Origin of the sequence: Streptomyces sp. ALI-76-A (genome assembly GCF_030287445.1) — a bacterium.
In the GTDB taxonomy this organism is placed as follows: Bacteria; Actinomycetota; Actinomycetes; order Streptomycetales; family Streptomycetaceae; genus Streptomyces.
In genome coordinates this window covers 1,435,409-1,454,897 of record NZ_JASVWB010000004.1, presented here as the reverse complement: position 1 = coordinate 1,454,897, position 19,489 = coordinate 1,435,409, and the positions used below count along the sequence as shown (strand labels likewise).

The window sequence follows — 19,489 nt, the reverse complement described above, 5'->3', positions numbered from 1 at the left end:
CAACCAGGCTCGCCACGACCGCCCTGCGGGCCACCCCCCGCCACGCAGGGCACACCAGGGCCGCCGCCGCGAACTCCGTCCCCCCGGCGGTGCGGCGGCGGCCCGTTCACCACGTCCTCGAGGAAGACCCGTCCATGCTGAACATCGCGGAAACGCTGCACGCCTGGTGCGGGGAAGCCCGTCCCTTCGCCCTCGCCACCGTCGTCGACGTCAACGGCAGCGCACCCCTGCCCCCCGGCACCGCGCTCGCCGTGAGCGCCGACGGCGACGTGATCGGCAGCGTCTCCGGCGGCTGCGTGGAGGGAGCGGTCTACGAACTGTGCCGGGAGACACTCGAATCCGGCGGTGCTCCGGTACTGACGCGCTTCGGCTACTCGGACTCCGACGCCTTCGCCGTGGGCCTGACCTGCGGTGGCGAGATCGAGATCCTGGTACAGCGGGTGGATCCCGCGGTGCAGCCCCATCTCACCGCAGCCCTCGCCGAAATGGTGGCGGGCCGACCAGCCGCGGTGGCCCACGTCGTGGACAGCCCGGAAGAACTCCTCGGCGGCACCCTTTACGTGCCTGCCGAGGGCCCGTACGACGGAACTCTGGGCGGGCAACGCGAGGACGAGGTCGTCGCGGCGCAGGCACGTGCGCTGCTGCGGGCCGGCCGCACCGGCCGGATCGAGGTCGGAGGAGACGCCGACACCTGCCCCGAGCGGCTGTCGGTTCTCGTCCACACCAGTGCCCGGCCTCCCCGCATGCTGATCTTCGGTGCCGTCGACTTCACCGACGCGCTCAGCGAGGCGGGGCGTTTTCTGGGCTACCGGGTCACGGTCTGCGACGCCCGCCCTGTCTTCGCCACCCGCGCCCGCTTCCCGCACGCTGACGAGGTCGTGACCGACTGGCCGCACCGGTACCTGGCCGCCACCGAAGTGGACGCCCGCACCGCCATCTGCGTCCTCACCCACGACGCCAAGTTCGACATCCCCCTCCTGCGCCTCGCGCTGAGCCTGCCGGTCGGCTACATCGGGGCCATGGGCTCGCGGCGCACCCACGAACAGCGCCTGGAACTGCTGCGGGACGCCGGCGTACCCGAGGCGGACCTCGCGCGCCTCAACTCCCCGATCGGACTCGACCTGGGCGCCCACACCCCCCAGGAAACGGCTATTTCCATCACCGCCGAGATCATCACCCACGCCCACGACGGCACCGGCCTGCCCCTGTCCCGCCGTACCGGCCCGATCCATGCCCCGGTGACGGCGTCGTGGAAGGGGGCACTGGCGGACCCCCCGAAAAGCAGTACCCCGTACGCGGGCCCGGTCGTGGCCGACGGGTGGTTGCCTGGATGAGGGGCGAGTGCGCCCGGAAATCGGAAACCTAAGAACGGAGTTATCTGATGCAGCACGTCTCACTCGGTGGGCTGAACGTCTCCCGGATCGGCCTGGGCGCCATGGGGATGTCCGCCTTCTACTCCGGTGCGAGCACCGATGACGCCGAGTCGAACCGCGCCATCCACCGGGCACTGGACCTGGGCGTCACCCATCTCGACACGGCCGAGATCTACGGGCCGTTCATCAATGAGGAACTGGTCGGCCAGGCCCTCCGAGGCCGCCGTGACCAGGTCGTCCTGGCCACGAAGTTCGGCATGTACTCGCACGCCGGCGGCGGACCGTACGTCCTCGACAGCAGCCCGGCGAACATCCGCACCGCCGTCGAAGGCTCCCTGAATCGGCTCGGCACCGACTACATCGACCTGTACTACCAGCACCGGGTCGACCCCGACACCCCGATCGAGGAGACCGTCGGCGCCCTGGCCGAGCTGGTCGCCGAGGGCAAGGTCCGCCACATCGGCCTGTCCGAGGCCGGGGGCGAGACGATCCGCCGCGCCCACGCCGTCCACCCGGTCGCCGCACTGCAGACCGAGTACTCGCTGTGGACCCGTGACCTGGAGGCCGAACTGCTGCCGCTGCTGCGCGAACTCGGCATCGGCCTGGTGCCCTACTCGCCGCTCGGTCACGGCTTCCTCACCGGCACGTTCCGCTCCACCGACGACATCGCCGACGACGACTGGCGCAAGACCAACCCGCGCTTCACCGGCGAGAACCTCCAGCTCAACCTGCGCATCGTCGACGAGGTCCAGGCCATCGCCACCGAGGTCGACGCCACCACGGCTCAGATCGCCCTGGCCTGGCTCCTCGCGCAGGGCGACGACATCGCCCCGATCCCCGGCACCAAGCGGGCCGCCCGCGTCGAGGAGAACACCGCCGCCGACCGCATCGAGCTCAGCACCGGGCAGCTCGACCGGCTGAACAACCTCACCCCGCCCGTCGGTGAGCGCCACGACGAGAGCGGCATGGCCGCCATCGAGCGCTGACCGCCGTCCAGCTCTGTGCCGGACACGCGGGTGGCCTCGGCCTGATCATGTGCTCCACCAAGGAGCACCTGATCAGACCGCGGCCGTGGAGAAGAAGAGTGTGCTGCAACAGGGGGACCAGTATGAGGTGTTCTCGACGCTGTCACGCTTCCGTGGCGACTTCTACGACTGCCTGCCCTGACGCGGTGACGCGCTGTTCGAGCTCACCGACGCCCTGCTGAGACGCCTGGCGTCGACCGGCTGCGGCGGACGATGCCGGGCTTCCGCTGTCGAAGGCGGCGGTCGGCCGCCTGGTCCTGGCGGCCGACGTTTCGCCTTGGCTGCGGCCGGACGCCGCCACTTGCCCGAACCGCCCCTTCAGATGATCCCGGGCCGGCCCTACTCGGTCGTGGCCGCGCTGGAGGCCGGCCGCACGTCGTGGATTGCGGCGCTGGATGCGCTCCGCCTCAGCCCGGCGTCGACCTTGCCTCTGTCACCAGCGTCCAGCTGCGCGGTGTCGTCGAGCGGCTCAACGCGGCCGGGCAGTGGCACGAGGCAAACCCGAAGAGTTGCGGTGGTCCTCGGCTCCGGCTACGACGCCCCGCGCATCTCGCACCTACTGGACGGGCTGCCTGATGCATCGACCAGGGCGAGGGGCTGGATGACGACGTTGACGTTGGCCGCAGTCGTGATGACCTTGAGCGGACTTCCGCACCCGTGGCAGTTCAGGTGGTGTTTGCTGCACGTCTTGCGCCGGTCGACCGGCGACGACCGGTGTCGGCACACCCTTTTCCGCATGTGGGAGCCGTCCACACACGCCCTGGACCCGTTGAGTTTGCCGGCCGCGTTCAGCTCGAGTAGCAGGACGGGCTGCAGCTGATCGAAGACTCCTGCCTGCTGCCACCACTCCATGCGGCGCCAGCAGGTCTGCCCGGAGCCGAACCCTCAGACACAGAGCCGGTCTGTCACCGGCCGCGGACCCGGCAGCCGATCGGGCCAGGTCGGCAGCAGCGGCTCGATCAGCGCCCACACACGCCCGACCAGGGCAACCCAACAGGAGCTCTACGGGGGTACTGGCAGACCCCTGGACGAAGGAGACCCCCTCCAGCAGCCGACACCGGGTCTGCGGATGCTTAACTTAATTCGAGCAGGGGGACGGCTTGGCGAGATAAAGCATAGTCCCGCGAAAGCAGTCCCATTGCATGGTCACGAATCGTCTGACTGTGGCTTGAAAGCGGCCAGGCCGACCAACACAGCGATTCAGGAATTGCACAATCGCCTCAGCCGAGCAGAAGGTCGCCCCTGCAGGCCCAGTTTCACGCCTACCGCGACCTGCCGGAATCTCTCGCGCTCAACGATCAGCCGCCTTCAGCAAACCCAAGCTGAAGTAAAAAGAACGAAGAGGAGAAGAACCGTCGTGAAACGCCGTGGATTCATGGCCGCCGGCCTTGGAGTGGGCGCAGCATCTGTCCTGCCTCTTTCAACCGCGCAGGCGAAAACACCAAAACCGTCTGCGCCGAGTTCAGGCCCGTCGAGCACGCAGCGCCGCATGCTCGGCTCACTGGAAGTGTCTGCCCTGGGGCTCGGCTGCCAGAACTTCGCCGGGATGTATGGACCGCCGATCGACACGAAGGAAGCGATCCGGGTAATCCGGGCGGCCTATGACCGGGGCGTCACGTTTTTCGATATCGCCGAAGTCTACGGGCCGTACCTTGGCGAGGAGATAGTCGGCAAGGCACTGGCGCCGATGCGCGACCAGGTGGTTATCGCCACCAAGTTCGGGTTCGACATCGGTCGGGACGGGCAGATTCAGGGACTCAACAGCCGTCCTGACCATATCAAGCGGGTGACCAATCAGTCACTCCGGCGCCTGAAGACCGATTACATCGATCTCATGTATCAACACCGCGTTGATCCCAAGGTGCCCATCGAGGAGGTGGCCGGGACGGTCCAGGAGCTGATCTCCCAGGGCAAGATCCGCCACTTCGGACTTTCTGCCGCAGGCGGAGCGACCATTCGGCGCGCGCACAAAGTGCAGCGCATCACGGCGGTGCAGAACGAATACTCCGTCTGGACCCGCGATCCGGAGATAGAAGTTCTCCGGGCCTGTGAAGAGCTGGGTATCGGGTTCGTGCCGTGGAGTCCGCTCGGGATGGGTTATCTGACCGGCACCGTCACCCCGCTGATGGTGCATGGCCCCGCGGATCTGAGGGCAACGCTTCCCCGCTTCACCCCGGAGGCCCGCCGCGCAAACTGGCCCGTCGTCGAACTGCTGCAGCGCGTGGGTGCACGCACGCAAGCGACGCCTGCCCAAATAGCGCTCGCCTGGCTGCTCGCCCGCAAGCCGTGGATCGTGCCCATTCCGGGGCCGATCACACAGGGGCACATGGACGAAAACATGGACGCGCTTCAGGTCCAGCTGACCGCCGCCGACATCGCGGACATCGAGGACGGCTTCGCTCAAATCCGGGTGCAGGGCGCGCGATTGAGCGAACCGATGCTTGCGATGATCGACGTCGGGGCCAAGCTGGGGACGAGCTCTGACGGTGGGCACGGCAATTCGCCCCTGCCGTAGAAGCCTTCCGCTTACCATTCGACGGTCTTGATCAGTCGGACACGGTTCCTGTTCGGGTGATCTCTCGGCAGCCGTGGCACACCGGCAGGGCCTCCTGGTAGCTCGGGATTGCGATCCCGACCGAGCAGCGCCAGGAGGCCCTGAGCCGCAGTGTTTCGTGCTCGCCCTCCGCAGAGTCCAACGCGAGGTCACCATGGCGTGTGACTGCCTCGCGCACAGGCCCGACAACACGGCGGACCGTCCGGGCAGCGTGCGGTGTTACGGCTCCGATCTGACGGAGGCACAGTGGCAGATCGTTAGGCAGTTGCTGCCGGTTCCCGCATGGCTTCAGGGGAGGGGCGGGCGGCCGGAGGGCTATGTGCCACCGTGTGCTGCTGGATGCGGTCCGCTGTGTCGTCGACAACGGCGTCAAGTGGGTCTACCTGCCCCGTGACCTCCCGCCGTACCGGCGTGTGCACGTGTTCGCCCGCCGCTGGCGGGTGACGGGTCTGCTCGCAGAACTGCACGACCGGCTGCGCGACAAGGTCCGTCAGCAGGAGGGCCGCTCACCGGACCCGACGGTTTGCCATCGTGGACTCGCAGTCGTTGTGGGCGGCGCACATCCCGCGTTCGACGTCCAGCTGGGACGGCGGGAAGAAGGAAGATGGGGGCAGGCCACAAGCGGCACCTGGTCGTGGACTGTCTCGCCTCCATCCACCTGGTCTGGGCGGACGACGGCTATGCGGGTCGGCTGGTGGACTGGGCGGCCGAGAAGTGCGGGCTCACCCTTCAGATCGTCAAACACTCCGACGACACGGCGGGTTCGTGGTGCTGCCGCGCGTCGCGGCGACCTCCTCGTCCTTGGCGAGGGTGTGGATGGCGCTGATCTTCTACTGCGGCGTGGCCAGCTTGGCGACCTGACGGCCCGTGCGGCGCTTGGCCTCGTCCGGCATCCCACCGCGATCTGCCCGGCGGCGGCATGAGGATCGTCGCGAATCGTTCCTCCTCGTCGGCGATCGACGCGAGGATGTTGTGGACGGCGAAGGACACCTCCGCGACCTGGCGGGCTACGCCACCATGGGCGGTCTCGGCCTGGCTCCCCTGCTCGTCCTCGCCGCCGTACATGCCACAGGGGCCGACATGCCCGGGGGACGCCGCAGTGAGCCGCCTCCCCTCCGGTGGCCCCAAGACCCTACCGGTCGGTCCGGAGCGGGCCTGCCCGGCCATGTCGGGTGCCCGTTCCGGCTGGCTCAGCAGTGCGGGCGGCCGTCTCGACAGAGCCGGTTGCGGCCAGGCGTGCGGCGGTGACACGGGCGGCGCGGATGTGCCTACCGATCATGAAGTCGGCACCGACCACGGCGGCTCGCAGAGCAGTCATGAGTTCCTCGCTCCAGCGGCGGTGGTGACCGGACGGCTGCGGTAGCGGTGGACTAGGTGTACTGACCCGTGAGGTTGGGGACGCGGCTGGCGGGTGGTTGGCCTTTCAGCGCGGTGTGTCCGCGGTGGTGATTGTAGGTGTGCAGCCAGCCGGGGTATGCGTCGCGTCGTTCAGTCTCTGTGCGGTAGGGGCGGGCGTAGGCCCACTCGTCCAGCAGGGTGCGGTTGAAGCGCTCGACCTTGCCGTTCGTCTGCGGCCGGTAGGGGCGGGTTCGCTTGTGGGTGATCCCGGCTGTGGCAAGGGCTTCGCGCCAGTCGCGTGAGCGGTAGCAGGAGCCGTTGTCGGTCAGCACCCGCTGGACGGTGATCCCGGCCTGGGCGAAGAACGTCTGGGCCCGGCCCCAGAAGGCGGTTGCGGTTTCCTTCTTCTCGTCTGCGTGGATCTCGCTGTAGGCGAGGCGGGAGTGATCGTCGACGGCGTTGTGCAGGTAGCTGTAACCGACGCCGGAGCGGGTCTTGCGGCCGGCCTGGCGGCCCAGGGTCTTGTGGCCGCCGCCGTCGGGGATGTTGCCGAGCTTCTTGATGTCCACGTGCACCAACTCGCCCGGCGCTGACCGTTCGTAGCGGCGGATCACCCGCCCGGTAGCGCGGTCGAGATGAGCGAGACGGGCCAGCTTGTAGCGGGCCAGGACCCGGTGCACCGTGGACGGGTTCAACCGCAGCAGATAGGCGATGCGGGCCGGTCCCCAGCGGCGCAGAACGCGGACCTTGATGATCCGCCGCTCGATGCGGGTCGGCATCCGGCGCGGGCTGGTGCGCGGGCGGCTGGAGCGGTCGCTCATGCCTGCCTCACCGGATCGACGGTAGCGGTCGGCCCACCGCTGGGCGGTGGTCGGCGAGACCTGGAAGCGTTCGGCGGCCCTGCGCAGGGTCCAGCCGTCCTCGACCACGCAGCGGGCCAGACGCAGACGGCCGGTCTCGGTCAGGGGTGCATTACGGTGGGGCACGAGGGCCTTTCTGTTGGTGTAGACGTCGCAATCCACACCGAACCGGAAGGCCCTCACTCATTTCAAGATCCCTCAGCCGAGATCTGGCTCCCTCGTCCACAACCTCCCGGGACAGAACAACTAGGGCCTGTGTGATGTCGTGATCATCTTGCCGATCCGGATCCGTCTGGATGACGGATCCGGTAGGAAGATGGTCGTGACGCGCAGGCAACTCACCGACGAACAGTGGCAGTTGATTGAGCCGTTCCTGCCGATAGGCGAGTACGGCCCGTACCCCGAGCGGTTGCGGGATCAGTTCGAGGGCGTGATCTGGCGGTTCAGGACAGGCGCGCAGTGGCGGGAGATGCCCGGCGAGTTCGGACCCTGGCCGACCGTCTACGGACGCTTCCGGGTCTGGCGGAACGCCGGTGTCTTCACCGCCCTGCTGGAGGGCCTGATCGCCGAGGCCGCCTGCCAGGGCAAGACAGACTTATCCCTGGTCAGCGTGGACTCCACGACCGTCCGTGCTCACCATGACGCCGCCGGGGTCATCGTCGGCAAGGACGTTATGGAGGCTCTCGAGGAAGCCGCCGCCGAGCAGGAACAGGCCCGGCAAAAAGGGGCGGCGAGGCGGAACAGAACGGGTGGGACGGCGGAAATGAGCCTGAGCGGGCCGAACGTCGACGCGTCCGCCGTCGACGCAGACTCCGCCTGAAGGAAGCACTGCTTGGCAGGTCCCGCGGCGGACTGACCAGCAAGATTCACCTCGCTGCCGACCGCAAGCGCCGACCTCTGTCGTTCGTTCTGACCGCCGGGCAGGCCGCGGACAGTCCCCAGTTCATCCCCGTGCTGAAAAAGATCCGCGTCCGTCTGCCGGTAGGCCGGCCCCGCACTCGGCCGGGCGCGGTCGCCGCGGACAAAGCGTACTCGTCCCGCGCCAACCGCTCCCATCTGCGGAAGCGCCGCATCAAGGCGGTCATCCCGGAGAAGAAGGACCAGGTGGCCAACCGCAAAAAGAAGGGCAGTCGGGGCGGCCGTCCCGTCACGTTCGACGCCGCTCTTTACCGCCACCGCAACACCGTCGAGCGGCTGATCAATCGGCTGAAGGACTGGCGCGGCATCGCTACACGCTTCGATAAGACGCCCGAGAGCTACCTCGCCGGCCTCGAACTCCGCGCCTCGATGATCTGGCTCGGAGATCTCCTGCAAGCAGCCGATTGATCACGACATCACACAGGCCCTAGTGCCGTGGCAGGCAACGTTCGCCCCGTCGCGACGCCCGGCACGCCCTCTCGCCGCACCGGCCGAAAGCCCAAGTACATCCAGTACGAGGGCTTCCGGCCGGCACGCCGAGAGCACGCACCGGACGCCGCTCCTTGACGGGCAAACGTTGCCTGCCGCGGCACTAGCTCCCGGGCTGCCACCTGCATGCGCACCGGCGGCAGTCCCGCCCGGATCTGTAGGAGGTCGTCGAGGACCATCTCGCCGATCTTCTCGAAGGCAGCGGGGATGCCGCCGGCCCGGTGCGCGGACAGGACGAGCCCCTCCACCGCACGGGCGGGGTGCTCGGCGGGCACCGGCTCCTCGGGCCACACGTCCAGTGCCGCGACGAAGCGGCCTTCTCTCACGAGCTCGACCAGGGCGGTGAAGTCGGCGACCGGTGCCCGGCTGACCAGGACCAGCCGGGCACCGGGGCGCAGTCGGCGCAGCCGTGCCTCGCTGAGCGTCGCTCGCTCTCCCCGGTGATCGTGGCCAGGACGAAGAGGACCTGGCTGCCCTCCAGTACCTCGTCGAGTGAGGCCGGTGTGACTCCGGCCTCCTCCAGGTAGCTGTCCGGCAGCCAAGGGTCGTAGACCCGGACAACGGCCCTGAACGGCACCAGCAGTTCGTGCAGCGCGCGACCGAGGTTGCCGAAGCCGATGAAGCCGATCTCGGCGCCGCGCAGCAGAATGGAGTCGGAGTTGGCCGCGAAGGTGTACCCCTCGGTGCCGGCCCGGAAGGCGCGGTCCTCGCGGGTGATGCTCCGCGCCAGGTCGAGCGCGAGGCCGAGGGAGTACTCGGCCACGGCCCGTGCGTAGGCGGGTCCGCAGCCGAGCACGCGGGCGCCGCGGTCCGCGCAGGCCGCGTAGTCGACGTTGGGGAAGAAAGTTGCCCTCGACGTTGCACAGGGCGCGCAGGCGGACGGCACGCTCGACGCGTCCGGCGGGCAGGTCGGGCTGGCCGACCACGGCGAAGGCCCGGGGAAGCGCCAGGTCCAGCTGCCGTTCGGCGTCGGGGTGGCCATCGAAGTCGAGGACCTCGAACTCCTCAGACGGCTTTCTGTGGCGGAGAAAGGCGGGCCGGAGGAGGTACGGCGTTCAGGAAGGGGCACCGCAGCCGAGGCAGTGGGAACTGCTCACGGAACACCTCAACGGAACACCGGCGACCACGACCGGAATCGTCTCGCCGGTGTTCCGTTGACTGCGGTCAGTTCGCGGAGTGCTTGAGCTGCTTTCCGAAGAACTCAGCCAGCTTGGGCACCGCCCTGTTCACGTCCTTGTCGTACATGCTCATGTGAGTACCACCCGGGACGACGAAGAGTTCCTTCTCACCGTTCGCCTCCTTGTACGCCCGATCGCTGTGCCACTTCGAGCCGGCCTCGCTACCGGTGATCAGGAGCAGCGGCTGCGTCAGCAAGGTGTCGATACCGTCGAAGGCGTCGAACGCGTAGATCTTGTCCATGCTGCTCTTCAGGTACCGGTTCGGCGAGTTCTCATGCTTCCACCGGTCCGCCTGCCGGTAGTACTCACTGGCTTCCACCATGTCGGGCTCGGTGACACCCTCAGCCGAGTCGGGTACGTACGGAAGCATCGTGGGCTGAGCGCCGTTGGCCACTGCTGTGCGCTCCTGAGCGACATCCTCAAGACCGGCGCGCAGCTCCTCGGCGGTTCCCGTTCCCCTCCAGCCCTGACGGACACCGTCACCGTAATTGAACGAGGCCACGCCGGCGACGGCCTTGATGCGGTGGTCGGTCATCGTGGCGTTGATCGCGTATCCGCCGCCGGCGCAAATGCCGAGAGCTGCAATCCGCTCACGATCAACGGTGCGAAGCGTAGTGAGGTAGTCGACCGCGCTGCGTGCGTCTTCCACCCTCTGTGCGGGGTCTTCGAGCAGACGGGGCTGCCCTTCGCTCTGCCCCTGGTGGGACGCGTCATAGGCCAGCGCGATGTAGCCCTGCTGCGCCATGCGGTAGGCGTAGAGGCTTGCGGTCTGTTCCTTGATCCCGCCGGCCGGATGCACGACGAGGATCGCCGGGTACTTCCTGCCCGGCTTCATCTTGGCCGGCGCGAACTGCACGCCGGCCATGTCGAGTTCCCCGTTCTTGAACGTGACCTGCTTGCGCGTGACAGTGCGGTCTGCGCGGACCGTCTTCTCGAAGGCCGCCAAGCTGGTGATCGTGTCCTGCTTCGCCGTGGCGCTCGCATTGGCGACCGTGACACCCGAGTCGGAACTCGCGCTGCTAGCGAATGCGATGGGGGTTGCGAGGCTCGTCAGGGCGACACCGAGAACCAAGACCCTCCTGGCCGCCAACGTCCGCGTGGTGTGGGTCAGCCTGTTTGTCATCGTGTAACTCCTGGATCGCTGGTTTGGTTCTCTGGCCACTTCCAGGTCGCGGGCCGACGCTGGATGACCATGTAAGGGGACTGCTTTCACGGGGCTAGGTCTTTCTCCTCGCAGGCCGTGGCCGGCGTGGGCGCCACGCTCAGGCGTCGGTGTCGTCGTGGCCGAGGTTGCCGCCCAGCTCGCGGGAGGCTTCGACCTGCGCGAGGAGTTCCCTGGCCTTGGCCGAGACGCCCTCGATGGCGTCGGCGCCGGCGACGAAACGCAGCGGCGGCTGGTCCTGTCCGGCGAGGGTCAGCAGGGCGTGGGCGAGCTTGGCGGGGTCGCCGGGCTGCTGTCCGTTGATGCTCTTCCAGGCTTCGACCGTGGCGGTGGTGCGCTCGGCGTAGTCGTCGATGGTCGGCTCGGGCCAGGTGGTGGAGGCGTCCACGAGCAGCTCGGTGCGGAAGTAGCCGGGCTCCACGATCGTGGTGCGGATGTCGTACGGCTTGATGTCGTGGTGCAGGGCTTCCATCCAGCCCTCGACGGCGAACTTGGAGGCCGCGTAGGCGGAGGTGAACTCCGTGCCGACCTGACCGGCGAGCGAGGAGATCGTGATGACATGACCGTCTCGCTGCCTGCGCATGACGGGCAGGACGGCGCGGGTGACGTTCATCGGGCCGAAGAGGTTGGTCTCGATCTGCTGCCGCATGTGCTCCGGGGAGACCTCCTCGAAGTAGCCGGCGAAGAAATTCCCGGCGTTGTTGATCAGGACGTCGATGCGGCCGAACCGGTCGACCGCGGCCTGCGCGGCCGCCTGCGCGTCCTCCAGGCTGGTCACATCCAGCTTGGTGACCAGCAGGTTGTCCTGCGGACCGCCGAGGGTCTTCTCGACGTCCTCGGGGCGGCGGCCGGTGGCGACGACCTGGTGGCCGGCCGCCAGGGCCTCGCGGGCGATGTCCGTGCCGAGACCGCGTCCGGCACCGGTGATGAAGATGACCTTGCTCATGAGGATTCCTTACGTCGGGCTGCGCATACGGCGCCCGGTGTGTGTGGGGGGGTGATTGACTGTGGCGGCCGGGCGATGGATGGGGGGTCAGCCCTGTTCGGTGGGCATGATCCACAGCTCGCCGATGGCGGTGCGCCGGGGGCGGGTGACCATGTAGGCGACGCCGTCGGCGATGTCCTCGGCGGTGAGGACCTCGATCCGCCCGATGACGGGGTCGACCAGCTCGTTGCGGACCTCGGGCGTGTTGTGGCCGACCAGCTCGGTCTCCACGGCGCCCGGTTCCAGGACACCGACGCGCACGTGGCGCTGGGCGAGTTCCTGGCGCAGGGACTCGGTGAAGCCGTTCACGCCGAATTTGGTGAGGTTGTAGACGCCGTAGCCCTTGCTGGCCACGCGGCCCGCCTGCGAGCTGATGTTGACGATGTCGGCGACCTGGCGCGGGCCCTGTTCGGCGGCCTGCAGCAGATGCGGCAGGGCGGCACGGGTGGTGTAGAGCAGGCCCTGCAGGTTGACGGCGATCATGCGGTCCCACTCCTCGGCGTCCGCGCCGACCACGGGGCCCAGGAGCATCAGACCGGCATTGTTGACCAGCGTGTCCAGCCGTCCGAACCGCTCGACGACCTGCTCCACGGCCCCTTCGGCCTGGTTACGGTCAGCGATGTCCGCTTCCACCACCAGCGCGGTGCCGCCCGCCTTCTCGATCTCGGCGGCGAGGTCTTCCAGGCGGTCCTTGCGGCGGGCCACGAGCGCGACGGATGCACCGTGCTCGGCGAGCTCGCGGGCGGTGGCGGCGCCGATCCCGCTGCTCGCGCCGGTGACGAGAGCGACGGTGCCGGTAAGTTTCGATGCCACGAGGCTTCTCCTCTTCTCCAGACGTATGGGCGCGGGGGCAGGCAGAGGGCATTACCGATTCCCTATGCGCTCTTTTCGCACACACTGCGCACATCGGCATCGTCGTGCGAATGCCCGTGGGCAGTGTCGTGAGCCCGCTATCCAGGCAACCACCCGCGAACGCCCCGTGGGCCGCCGTAAAGGGCACCGCTCTTCCGGGGGTCTGCCAGTACCCCCTTCCAGGGCGCCGGCCTGCATGTCCCCGCCGTACGGTGGACCCATGGACCGCAGCAACGAGATCCGTGAGTTCCTGCGCACCCGCCGGGCTCGGATCACCCCCGAACAGGCCGGTCTCGCCCCGCACGGCGGGGCCCGCCGCGTGCCGGGACTGCGCCGCGAGGAAGTCGCCCAGCTCGCCGGGGTCAGCGTCGACTACTACGTCCGCCTGGAGCGAGGCCGCACCCAGGGCGTCTCCGAAACCGTCCTGGACGCCGTCGCCCGCGCCCTGCACCTCGACGAGACCGAACGCGCCCACCTCTTCGACCTCACCCAGCCCGGACCCGCCCGGACCCGCCGCAAGCGGCCGCTCGCCCCCCAGCGAGTCCACCCGGTCCTGTACCGGACCCTGGACTCTCTCAGCGTCCCCGCGGTGGTCCAGGGGCGACGCACAGACGTCCTTGCCGCCAACAAGCTCGCCCACGCCCTCTACACCGACTTCGAAGCCAGGCCCCGCCGCGAACGCAACTTCGCCCGCTTCGTCTTCCTCGACGAGGCCGCCCGCACGCTGTACGCCGACTGGGACCAGGTCGCCGGCGACTGCCTGGCCATGCTGCGACTGTACGCCGGACGTCACCCCGACGACCCGCAGCTCACCGAGCTGATCGGCGAGCTGTCCCTGCACAGCGACACCTTCCGCCGCCTGTGGGCCGACCACGACGTCATCGCCCACACCAGCGGCACCAAACGCCTGCACCACCCGCTCGTCGGCGACCTCACCCTCGACTACGTGGTTCTGGCAGTAGAAGGCGACCCCGAGCAGACCCTGGTCATCTACACCCCGGAGCCGGCGTCCCGCTCTGCCGAAGCTCTCAACATCCTCGCCAGCTGGACCAGCACCAGCACGTCCACCACCCGCCCGCACACCTCCGGACAGACGCACAACCCAGCCGGCTGACACCCACGGACATTCGCAGCACGAGCGCCCGAAGCGGCCCAGCGCCGCATCACGGCCACATCCCAGCGCGCCTTCGCCAGGAGAAGCACCATGGAATTCGCCAAGCAGCAGCCCACCGTCAAGGCACCGGCCGACTGGTTCACGGGTGACGTGTGGTTCGACGTGATCCACACCGGCCAGGAACCGTCCCGGATGCGCGCCAACCCGGTGCGCTTCTCCCCCGGCGCACGCACCCACTGGCACTCTCACGCCCTGGGCCAGGCCCTGTACGTCGTCTCCGGCACCGCCCTGATCGGCACCCGCGACGGCACGGTCTTCGAGGCTCACCCCGGCGAGACCGTCACCTGCCCGCCCGGCGAGGAGCACTGGCACGGCGCCGTGTCCGACCGTTTCATGGAGCACATCGCCCTGTGGGAGGGTCTCGGCGACGGTATCCCGGAGACCGAATGGCGGGAGCCGGTCACCGACCAGCAGTACAACGCGCCGCGCACCACCAGCCGGGCCTGAACCGGCAACGCCCCGTGAGCGGGCCGGGTTCATGCCGGCCGGACCAGTCCCACGTCGTAGGCGAAGACCACGGCCTGAACGCGGTCGCGGGCGCCGGTCTTGGCGAGGACGCGGCCGACGTGGGACTTGACGGTGGTTTCGGCGACGTGGAGGTGGGCGGCGATCTCGGCGTTGCTGTAGCCGCAGGCGATGGCGCTGAGGACCTCCCGTTCGCGGTCGGTGAGGGAGGCGAGCCGGCGTTCCTGATCGCGACTGCGGTGGCTGATCTTCTGGCTGAAGACGTCGATGAGTTTCCGCGTGAGGCCGGGCGCGATGACGGCGTCTCCGGCGGCCACCGCGCGGATGGCGGCGACGAGTTCGTCGGGCTTGACGTCCTTCAGGAGGAATCCGCTGGCGCCCGCGCGCAGGGCCGCGTAGGCGTCTTCGTCGAGGTCGACGGTGGTCAGGACCAGGACGTGGGAGCGGCTGCCGGAGGTGACGATGCGTCGGGTGGCCTCGATGCCGTCCATGCCGGGCATGCGGATGTCCATGATGACGACGTCGGGGTGGAGTTCAGTGGCCAGCTTGACCGCTTCGGCTCCGTTGGCGGCCTCGCCGACCACGGTCAGGTCGGGGTGCTGTTCGAGGAGCATGGCGAAGCCGAATCGGTGCAGGGCCTGGTCGTCGACGACGAGGACGGTGGTCATGACGGGCAGCTTCCCGTGGACGGTGCTGGGGCGGTGAGGACGGCTCCGTGGTCGTGGGCGTCCTTTCGCTGCGGGCGAGTCCGGCGGCTTGGCGGAGGTGTCGGGGGCGTGAAGGGTGCCGCGGTGGGGATGAGGAGGGCGCGGACGGTCCAGCCGCCGCGGGTGTTGGGGCCGGCGGTGATGCTGCCCTGGTAGAGGGCGGCACGCTGGCGCATACCGACCAGGCCCTGGCCTGCGCCGTCGTTCCGGTCGCCCCCGTGCCGGGCACGGTGCGGGCCGGTGTCCTCGATGGTGACGTGGACCAGCTTGTGGTCCACGCAGACGGCGACGTGGATGGTCGGGTCGGGTGCGGCGTGTTTGAGGGTGTTGGTGAGGGCCTCTTGCACGATGCGGTAGACGACCAGTTGGAGTCCCGGGGCGAGCCCTTCCAGGTCGCCCTCGGTGTGCAGGGTGACGCTGGGGCCCGCTGCCCTCACCCGTTCCAGCAGGGCGTCGAGGTCGGCCAGACCCGGCTGGGGGGTGAGCAGGGGGGCGGTGCCGGGTTCGCCGGGCTCGTGGTGGATGACGGTGAGGAGGCGGCGCAGGTCGTCCAGGGCGCCGCGCCCGCTGTCGGCGATGAGCCGCAGGGTGTCGGCGCCGTCGTCTGGGTTCGTTCTCGGTGAGTCCGGCGGCGCCGTTGGCCAGGCCCACGACGACGGAGAGGGTGTGGCCGAGGATGTCGTGCATTTCGCGGGCGATGCGGGTGCGTTCGGCGGCTGCGGCAAGGCGGGCACGCTGGTCGCGTTCCACTTCCAGGCGCACGGCACGGTCCTGCAGGGCCGTGATGTAGGAGTTCACGAGTCGGCTGATGACACCCAGTCCGGCGATCGCCACGACGTCGAGCAGCATGATCAGGATCAGCGCGGGAGCCTGCAGGAAGTGGTCGAGCTGCCCGTCGGACGAATAGACCACGTACGCCGCGATCCCTTGCGCGAGGCCGACGACCAGGGCAACGACCAGTTGGCGGGCGGTTCCACGGCGGCCCACGTTGAGCAGGGCCACCATCCGCCCGGCGTCCGCGGCCGACAGGATTCCCAGGGGGAGTGCCGCCACGGCGGTGGCGGTGGTGATGGCGTAGACCGTCATGGGGTGCTGCTTGCGCCAGAGCAGCGGGACGGTGAGCCCGGCGATCAGCGCCAGGACCGCCGGGACGCCGGGTCCGTCGGCCGCGTCCAGGAGGGAGGGCAAGCCGAACGCGGCGCACAGGGCCGGCACGCCCCAGCGTGAGACCTGCGGATGGGCCTTTTCCGCACGATTCATCGACGCCAGCCAGCACAGCAGAGGGCGGAACGTGCGGTGTTCCGGACCACTCAGCATGGTCCGTGGATCTACGGGATGAGCCGTTGGTGCTGGTGCGGTCACTGTCGTACATCCTTCATGGTGTGAGCGGGCCTTCCAGCGGTCCTGGCGGTGACGGCCGAGGGCAGGATTTGGAGACCGGCCGGGGCGGTGTCCCGCCCGTGCGGCCAGCGGCCCGAACCCGCGCCCCGGGGTGTCGGCCGGTGCGCGGGGCGGCTCGTCAGACGGCGGACCAGCCGTCGTCGACGGGCAGGACAGCGCCGTTGATCATCTCGGCGGCATCGGAGGCGAGGAAGACGATGGCGGCGGCCTGCTCCTCGGGGGTGGACCGTCGGCCGGGGTTGGTGCGGAGGAGGTCGCGCATGACGGTCGGCCCGTGCGGGGCCGGCTCGCCGTCGGGCTGGGCCTCGCCCAGCATGGTGTTCACGAGGGCCGTGATCTTGGCGGGTTCCAGGGAGTTGGTGAGGTTGTTGGTCTGTGTCCCGCCCGGGGCGATGGCGTTGGTGCGGATGCCCTGCCCCCGGTACATCACGGCGAGGCTCTTGACCAGGCCCACGACGCCGTGCTTGGAGGCGGTGTAGGCGGTACCGGACGCGCTGCCGCGGAACCCGGCCTCGGACGCGGTGAAGACGATCGTGCCGTGGCCCGCTTCAAGCATGTGCGGCAACGCGGCCCGGGTCAGCAGGAAGGGCGCCGTCAGGTTGATCCGTATGACGCGTTCCCACTCGGCGTCCTCGACGTCGGCCAGAGCCGACATGCTGTCTGTGATGCCTGCGTTGTTCACCAGGACGTCCAGGCTGCCGAAGGTCCGGATGGCGGTGGCCACGACCTCGTCGACCACCTGCGGGTCGCTGAGGTCGCCGGCGACTGCGACGGCGGTGCTACCCGCCGCCTCGATCGCCTTGGCGGTCTCCTCGGCACCGTCCTTGTCCAGGTCCGCGACCAGGACCTTGGCTCCCTCCTTGGCGAACATCAGGGCCGCGGCCCTGCCGATGCCCGAGGCCGCCCCGGTAACCATGACGCTGCGCCCTTCAAATCCCGTGCCGCTCATGGGTATTCCTCTTCTCTATGCCCGTTTCACGCCTCTGTGCGTACGGTCTGATCCCGCCTGGTGGTCGGCGGTGGTCCTTGCGTTGCGGACCGTTGTCCGCGGGCCCGGCGGCGGTGGGACATCCGCCGCCGGGCCCGGGATGTGCGCCGTACCCCCTGTCCCCACGGAGCACGGCGCGGTGGGGCCGCCGCCGCTCACAGCGGCCCCAGTCGGTGTGCCCGGGCTCAGTGAGCCGGGGCCTGCGGTGGCTGACCGCGCAGGGCGCTGTCCGCGCTGCCGGTCACCAGGCGACCGGCAGCTCGCGGACGCCGTAGACGGCCATGTCGTGCCGGAGCCGCAACTCCTCCAGCGGCACCGCCAGCCGCAGCCCGGGCAGCCTGCGCAGCAGGGGGGGAAGGGCCACCTGGAGTTCGACGCGGGCCGGGGGCCGGCGCAGGCACTGGTGGATGCCGTAGCCGAAGGCGACGTCGCCGAGTCGTTGAGCTCGCGGTCAGGCGGCGGCTGCGTCACTGGCGGCCGACTCCCATGCGGTGCCGGCCGCGACGAGGGCCCGCATGGCTCGGACGGTCTTCGGCGGCAGGCCCACGGCGAGTACGCCGGCCAGCCGGTCCCCTGTCCGGTAGGCGACGAGGAGCCGTCGCTGCGCCGAGTCGTGTTCCATGACCAGCGCTTCGTCGTGGCCGCGGAGGTATCCGTACGCCTGGATCCTCATCTCGTACTGGTCGGACCAGAAGTACGGCACCGGCGCGAACGGCCGCCGCGTGTCCGGGTTCAGCAGGTTGCGGGCGACGGCCATGCCCTGCTCGGCGGCGTTGGTGCGGTGCTCGATGCGCATCGCCGTACCGAAGAGCGGGTTGTGCCAGCGCGCCACGTCCCCGACCCCGTACACGCCGGGTGCGGCCGCGCTGAACTCGTCGCAGACCAGTCCGTTGTCCACGGTGAGCCCGCTGCCGGCCAGCCACTCGGTGTTGGGCAGGGAGCCGATGGCGACCAGTACGTCGTCCGCCGGGAGGACGGTTCCGTCGACCAGCCCGACGCCACGGACCTCGCCGTCGGCCCCGAGGATTCCGGCGACCTGGGCTCTGGTGTGCAGCCGGACCCCGTGGTCACGGTGGATCTGGGCCAGGAACTGACCGGCCTGTTCACCGACAGCCTGCGCCAGAGGGAGGGGAGCCGCCTCCAGGAGCGTGACCTCCACGGGCCACGGCGGCCGCCTCGGCACCGATGAACCCGGCGCCGACGATCACCAGTCTCCGCCCGGGCCGCAGCCGCGCCTTGAACGCCAGAGCGTCCTCCAGGGTGCGCAGCGTGTGCACTCCCGCCAGCCCTTCGGTTCCGGGCAGGTCACGGGGACGGACTCCGGTCGCGATGACCAGGGCGTCGTACGACACGCGGGTGCCGTCGGCCAGACCCACGGTGCGCCTCGCCGTATCCAGCCCGCTCGCGGTCATGCCCAGACGTAGGTCCAGCCCCAGCGCGTCGATGTCCTCCGGCCGACGCAGTGGCAGCCGGTCCGGCTGCCACTCCCCCGTCAGGATCTGCTTCGACAACGGCGGGCGATCGTACGGCAGATGCTTCTCGCGGCCGACGAGTGTGAGCCCACACTCGTACCCCAGCCTGCGCAGCGCCTCCGCAGTGGCCAGCCCGCCCGCCGACGCGCCGACAATGACGACCCGGTTCACGACTCCGCCAGGTGGACGGCGGTGGCCGGGCAGACCATGGCCGACTCTCGGACCGCGTCGTGCAGGTGGGGCGCGATCAGCACGTACTGCCCGGAGGCAACCCACTTGGGAACATCGGCCTTCTCTTTCATCTGGATCTCCTTCGTTGAATCGCCGGTTCGCGTCCGGATCGCCCAGGTGCGGTGGACACCGGTTCAGGAAGTCGCCGGCCGCGACCACTACTTACGGCTTCGTGACCTCGCACCGCTCCGGCCGAGATGGGCACGGCCCGCGCCGGGCCGACAGTGGCCCTGTGCGTTCCCGAAGAGCGCGCTGTGCCGCAGCGCGTCTCAGACCATGCCCGCGCGTCGGAATACGGCACCGTGGGGCGCGCACGG

15 protein-coding genes and 6 pseudogenes are annotated in these 19,489 nt (G+C 69.3%); 9 read left to right on the top strand and 12 right to left on the bottom strand.

Annotated elements, in window-relative coordinates:
• Positions 1 to 134: 134 nt before the first annotated feature.
• The 5 genes and pseudogenes from QQS16_RS42925 to QQS16_RS43760 all read left to right on the top strand — a co-directional run.
• A complete protein-coding gene (locus QQS16_RS42925; RefSeq protein WP_286068079.1) occupies positions 135 to 1,334 on the top strand; it encodes an XdhC family protein in 1,200 nt (399 codons plus the stop codon).
• A gap of 47 nt (positions 1,335 to 1,381) precedes the next feature.
• Positions 1,382 to 2,359, top strand: a complete 978-nt coding sequence (locus tag QQS16_RS42920; protein ID WP_286068078.1) for an aldo/keto reductase — start codon at positions 1,382 to 1,384, stop codon at positions 2,357 to 2,359.
• A 193-nt stretch (positions 2,360 to 2,552) separates the two neighbouring features.
• Positions 2,553 to 2,972, top strand: a pseudogene (locus QQS16_RS44235) (transposase); the annotation flags it as partial.
• 783 nt (positions 2,973 to 3,755) lie between these two features.
• Positions 3,756 to 4,913 (top strand): aldo/keto reductase, encoded by a 1,158-nt coding sequence (locus QQS16_RS42915; protein ID WP_286068077.1) that lies wholly within the window; start codon positions 3,756 to 3,758, stop codon positions 4,911 to 4,913.
• A 356-nt stretch (positions 4,914 to 5,269) separates the two neighbouring features.
• A pseudogene (locus tag QQS16_RS43760) lies at positions 5,270 to 5,359 on the top strand (IS5 family transposase); the annotation flags it as partial.
• A 322-nt stretch (positions 5,360 to 5,681) separates the two neighbouring features.
• On the opposite strand, the gene QQS16_RS42910 reads toward QQS16_RS43760, so the two are convergent.
• The gene (locus QQS16_RS42910) at positions 5,682 to 6,017 is read right to left on the bottom strand and encodes a DUF6192 family protein (protein ID WP_286068075.1); all 336 of its coding nucleotides are present in this window, start codon (positions 6,015 to 6,017) and stop codon (positions 5,682 to 5,684) included.
• A 305-nt stretch (positions 6,018 to 6,322) separates the two neighbouring features.
• On the bottom strand, positions 6,323 to 7,276 hold the full coding sequence (locus tag QQS16_RS42905) for an IS481 family transposase (RefSeq protein ID WP_286060349.1): 954 nt from the start codon (positions 7,274 to 7,276) through the stop codon (positions 6,323 to 6,325).
• Between the two features lie 196 nt (positions 7,277 to 7,472).
• Between QQS16_RS42905 and QQS16_RS42900 the strand changes: the two are divergent.
• Positions 7,473 to 8,476: pseudogene (locus QQS16_RS42900) on the top strand (IS5 family transposase).
• A gap of 8 nt (positions 8,477 to 8,484) precedes the next feature.
• On the opposite strand, the pseudogene QQS16_RS43755 reads toward QQS16_RS42900, so the two are convergent.
• The 4 genes and pseudogenes from QQS16_RS43755 to QQS16_RS42880 all read right to left on the bottom strand — a co-directional run bounded on the left by QQS16_RS43755 (position 8,485) and on the right by QQS16_RS42880 (position 12,695).
• A pseudogene (locus QQS16_RS43755) lies at positions 8,485 to 9,539 on the bottom strand (NAD(P)-dependent oxidoreductase).
• A 182-nt stretch (positions 9,540 to 9,721) separates the two neighbouring features.
• Entirely contained in the window at positions 9,722 to 10,858 is a 1,137-nt protein-coding gene (locus QQS16_RS42890; protein ID WP_286068073.1) for an alpha/beta hydrolase, read from the bottom strand.
• Between the two features lie 139 nt (positions 10,859 to 10,997).
• Positions 10,998 to 11,843 (bottom strand): SDR family oxidoreductase, encoded by an 846-nt coding sequence (locus tag QQS16_RS42885; RefSeq protein WP_286068072.1) that lies wholly within the window; start codon positions 11,841 to 11,843, stop codon positions 10,998 to 11,000.
• An 87-nt stretch (positions 11,844 to 11,930) separates the two neighbouring features.
• A complete protein-coding gene (locus tag QQS16_RS42880) occupies positions 11,931 to 12,695 on the bottom strand; it encodes an SDR family NAD(P)-dependent oxidoreductase (protein ID WP_286068071.1) in 765 nt (254 codons plus the stop codon).
• Positions 12,696 to 12,954: 259 nt separating this feature from the next.
• Here QQS16_RS42880 and QQS16_RS42875 point away from each other — a divergent pair, with 259 nt between their 5' ends.
• Positions 12,955 to 13,848, top strand: a complete 894-nt coding sequence (locus QQS16_RS42875) for a helix-turn-helix transcriptional regulator (protein ID WP_286068070.1) — start codon at positions 12,955 to 12,957, stop codon at positions 13,846 to 13,848.
• Positions 13,849 to 13,938: 90 nt separating this feature from the next.
• Positions 13,939 to 14,355 carry a (R)-mandelonitrile lyase gene (locus tag QQS16_RS42870; protein ID WP_286068069.1) on the top strand — a complete coding sequence of 139 codons (417 nt, stop codon included), beginning with the start codon at positions 13,939 to 13,941 and terminating at the stop codon, positions 14,353 to 14,355.
• A gap of 29 nt (positions 14,356 to 14,384) precedes the next feature.
• Here QQS16_RS42870 and QQS16_RS42865 read toward each other — a convergent pair whose 3' ends face one another.
• Positions 14,385 to 15,041, bottom strand: a complete 657-nt coding sequence (locus QQS16_RS42865; protein WP_286068174.1) for a response regulator — start codon at positions 15,039 to 15,041, stop codon at positions 14,385 to 14,387.
• Positions 15,038 to 15,427 (bottom strand): sensor histidine kinase, encoded by a 390-nt coding sequence (locus QQS16_RS43750; protein ID WP_353479772.1) that lies wholly within the window; start codon positions 15,425 to 15,427, stop codon positions 15,038 to 15,040. The genes QQS16_RS42865 and QQS16_RS43750 overlap by 4 nt, the downstream gene beginning before the upstream one ends.
• Positions 15,428 to 15,746: 319 nt before the next feature.
• On the opposite strand from QQS16_RS43750, the gene QQS16_RS42860 reads away from it, so the two are divergent.
• Positions 15,747 to 16,307, top strand: a complete 561-nt coding sequence (locus tag QQS16_RS42860) for a hypothetical protein (RefSeq protein WP_286068182.1) — start codon at positions 15,747 to 15,749, stop codon at positions 16,305 to 16,307.
• A 292-nt stretch (positions 16,308 to 16,599) separates the two neighbouring features.
• On the opposite strand, the gene QQS16_RS42855 is transcribed toward QQS16_RS42860, so the two are convergent.
• The 4 genes and pseudogenes from QQS16_RS42855 to QQS16_RS42840 all read right to left on the bottom strand — a co-directional run bounded on the left by QQS16_RS42855 (position 16,600) and on the right by QQS16_RS42840 (position 19,243).
• Positions 16,600 to 17,430: an SDR family NAD(P)-dependent oxidoreductase gene (locus QQS16_RS42855; RefSeq protein ID WP_286068068.1), complete on the bottom strand. Its 831-nt coding sequence runs from the start codon at positions 17,428 to 17,430 to the stop codon at positions 16,600 to 16,602.
• A 280-nt stretch (positions 17,431 to 17,710) separates the two neighbouring features.
• Positions 17,711 to 17,896, bottom strand: a pseudogene (locus tag QQS16_RS42850) (cytochrome P450); the annotation flags it as partial.
• A 24-nt stretch (positions 17,897 to 17,920) separates the two neighbouring features.
• Positions 17,921 to 19,112 (bottom strand): annotated as a pseudogene (locus QQS16_RS42845) (NAD(P)/FAD-dependent oxidoreductase).
• Positions 19,109 to 19,243, bottom strand: coding sequence for a hypothetical protein (locus tag QQS16_RS42840; protein WP_286068067.1), 135 nt, complete (start codon positions 19,241 to 19,243; stop codon positions 19,109 to 19,111). Before QQS16_RS42840 ends, QQS16_RS42845 begins: the two are co-directional and overlap by 4 nt.
• Positions 19,244 to 19,489 lie beyond the last annotated feature (246 nt).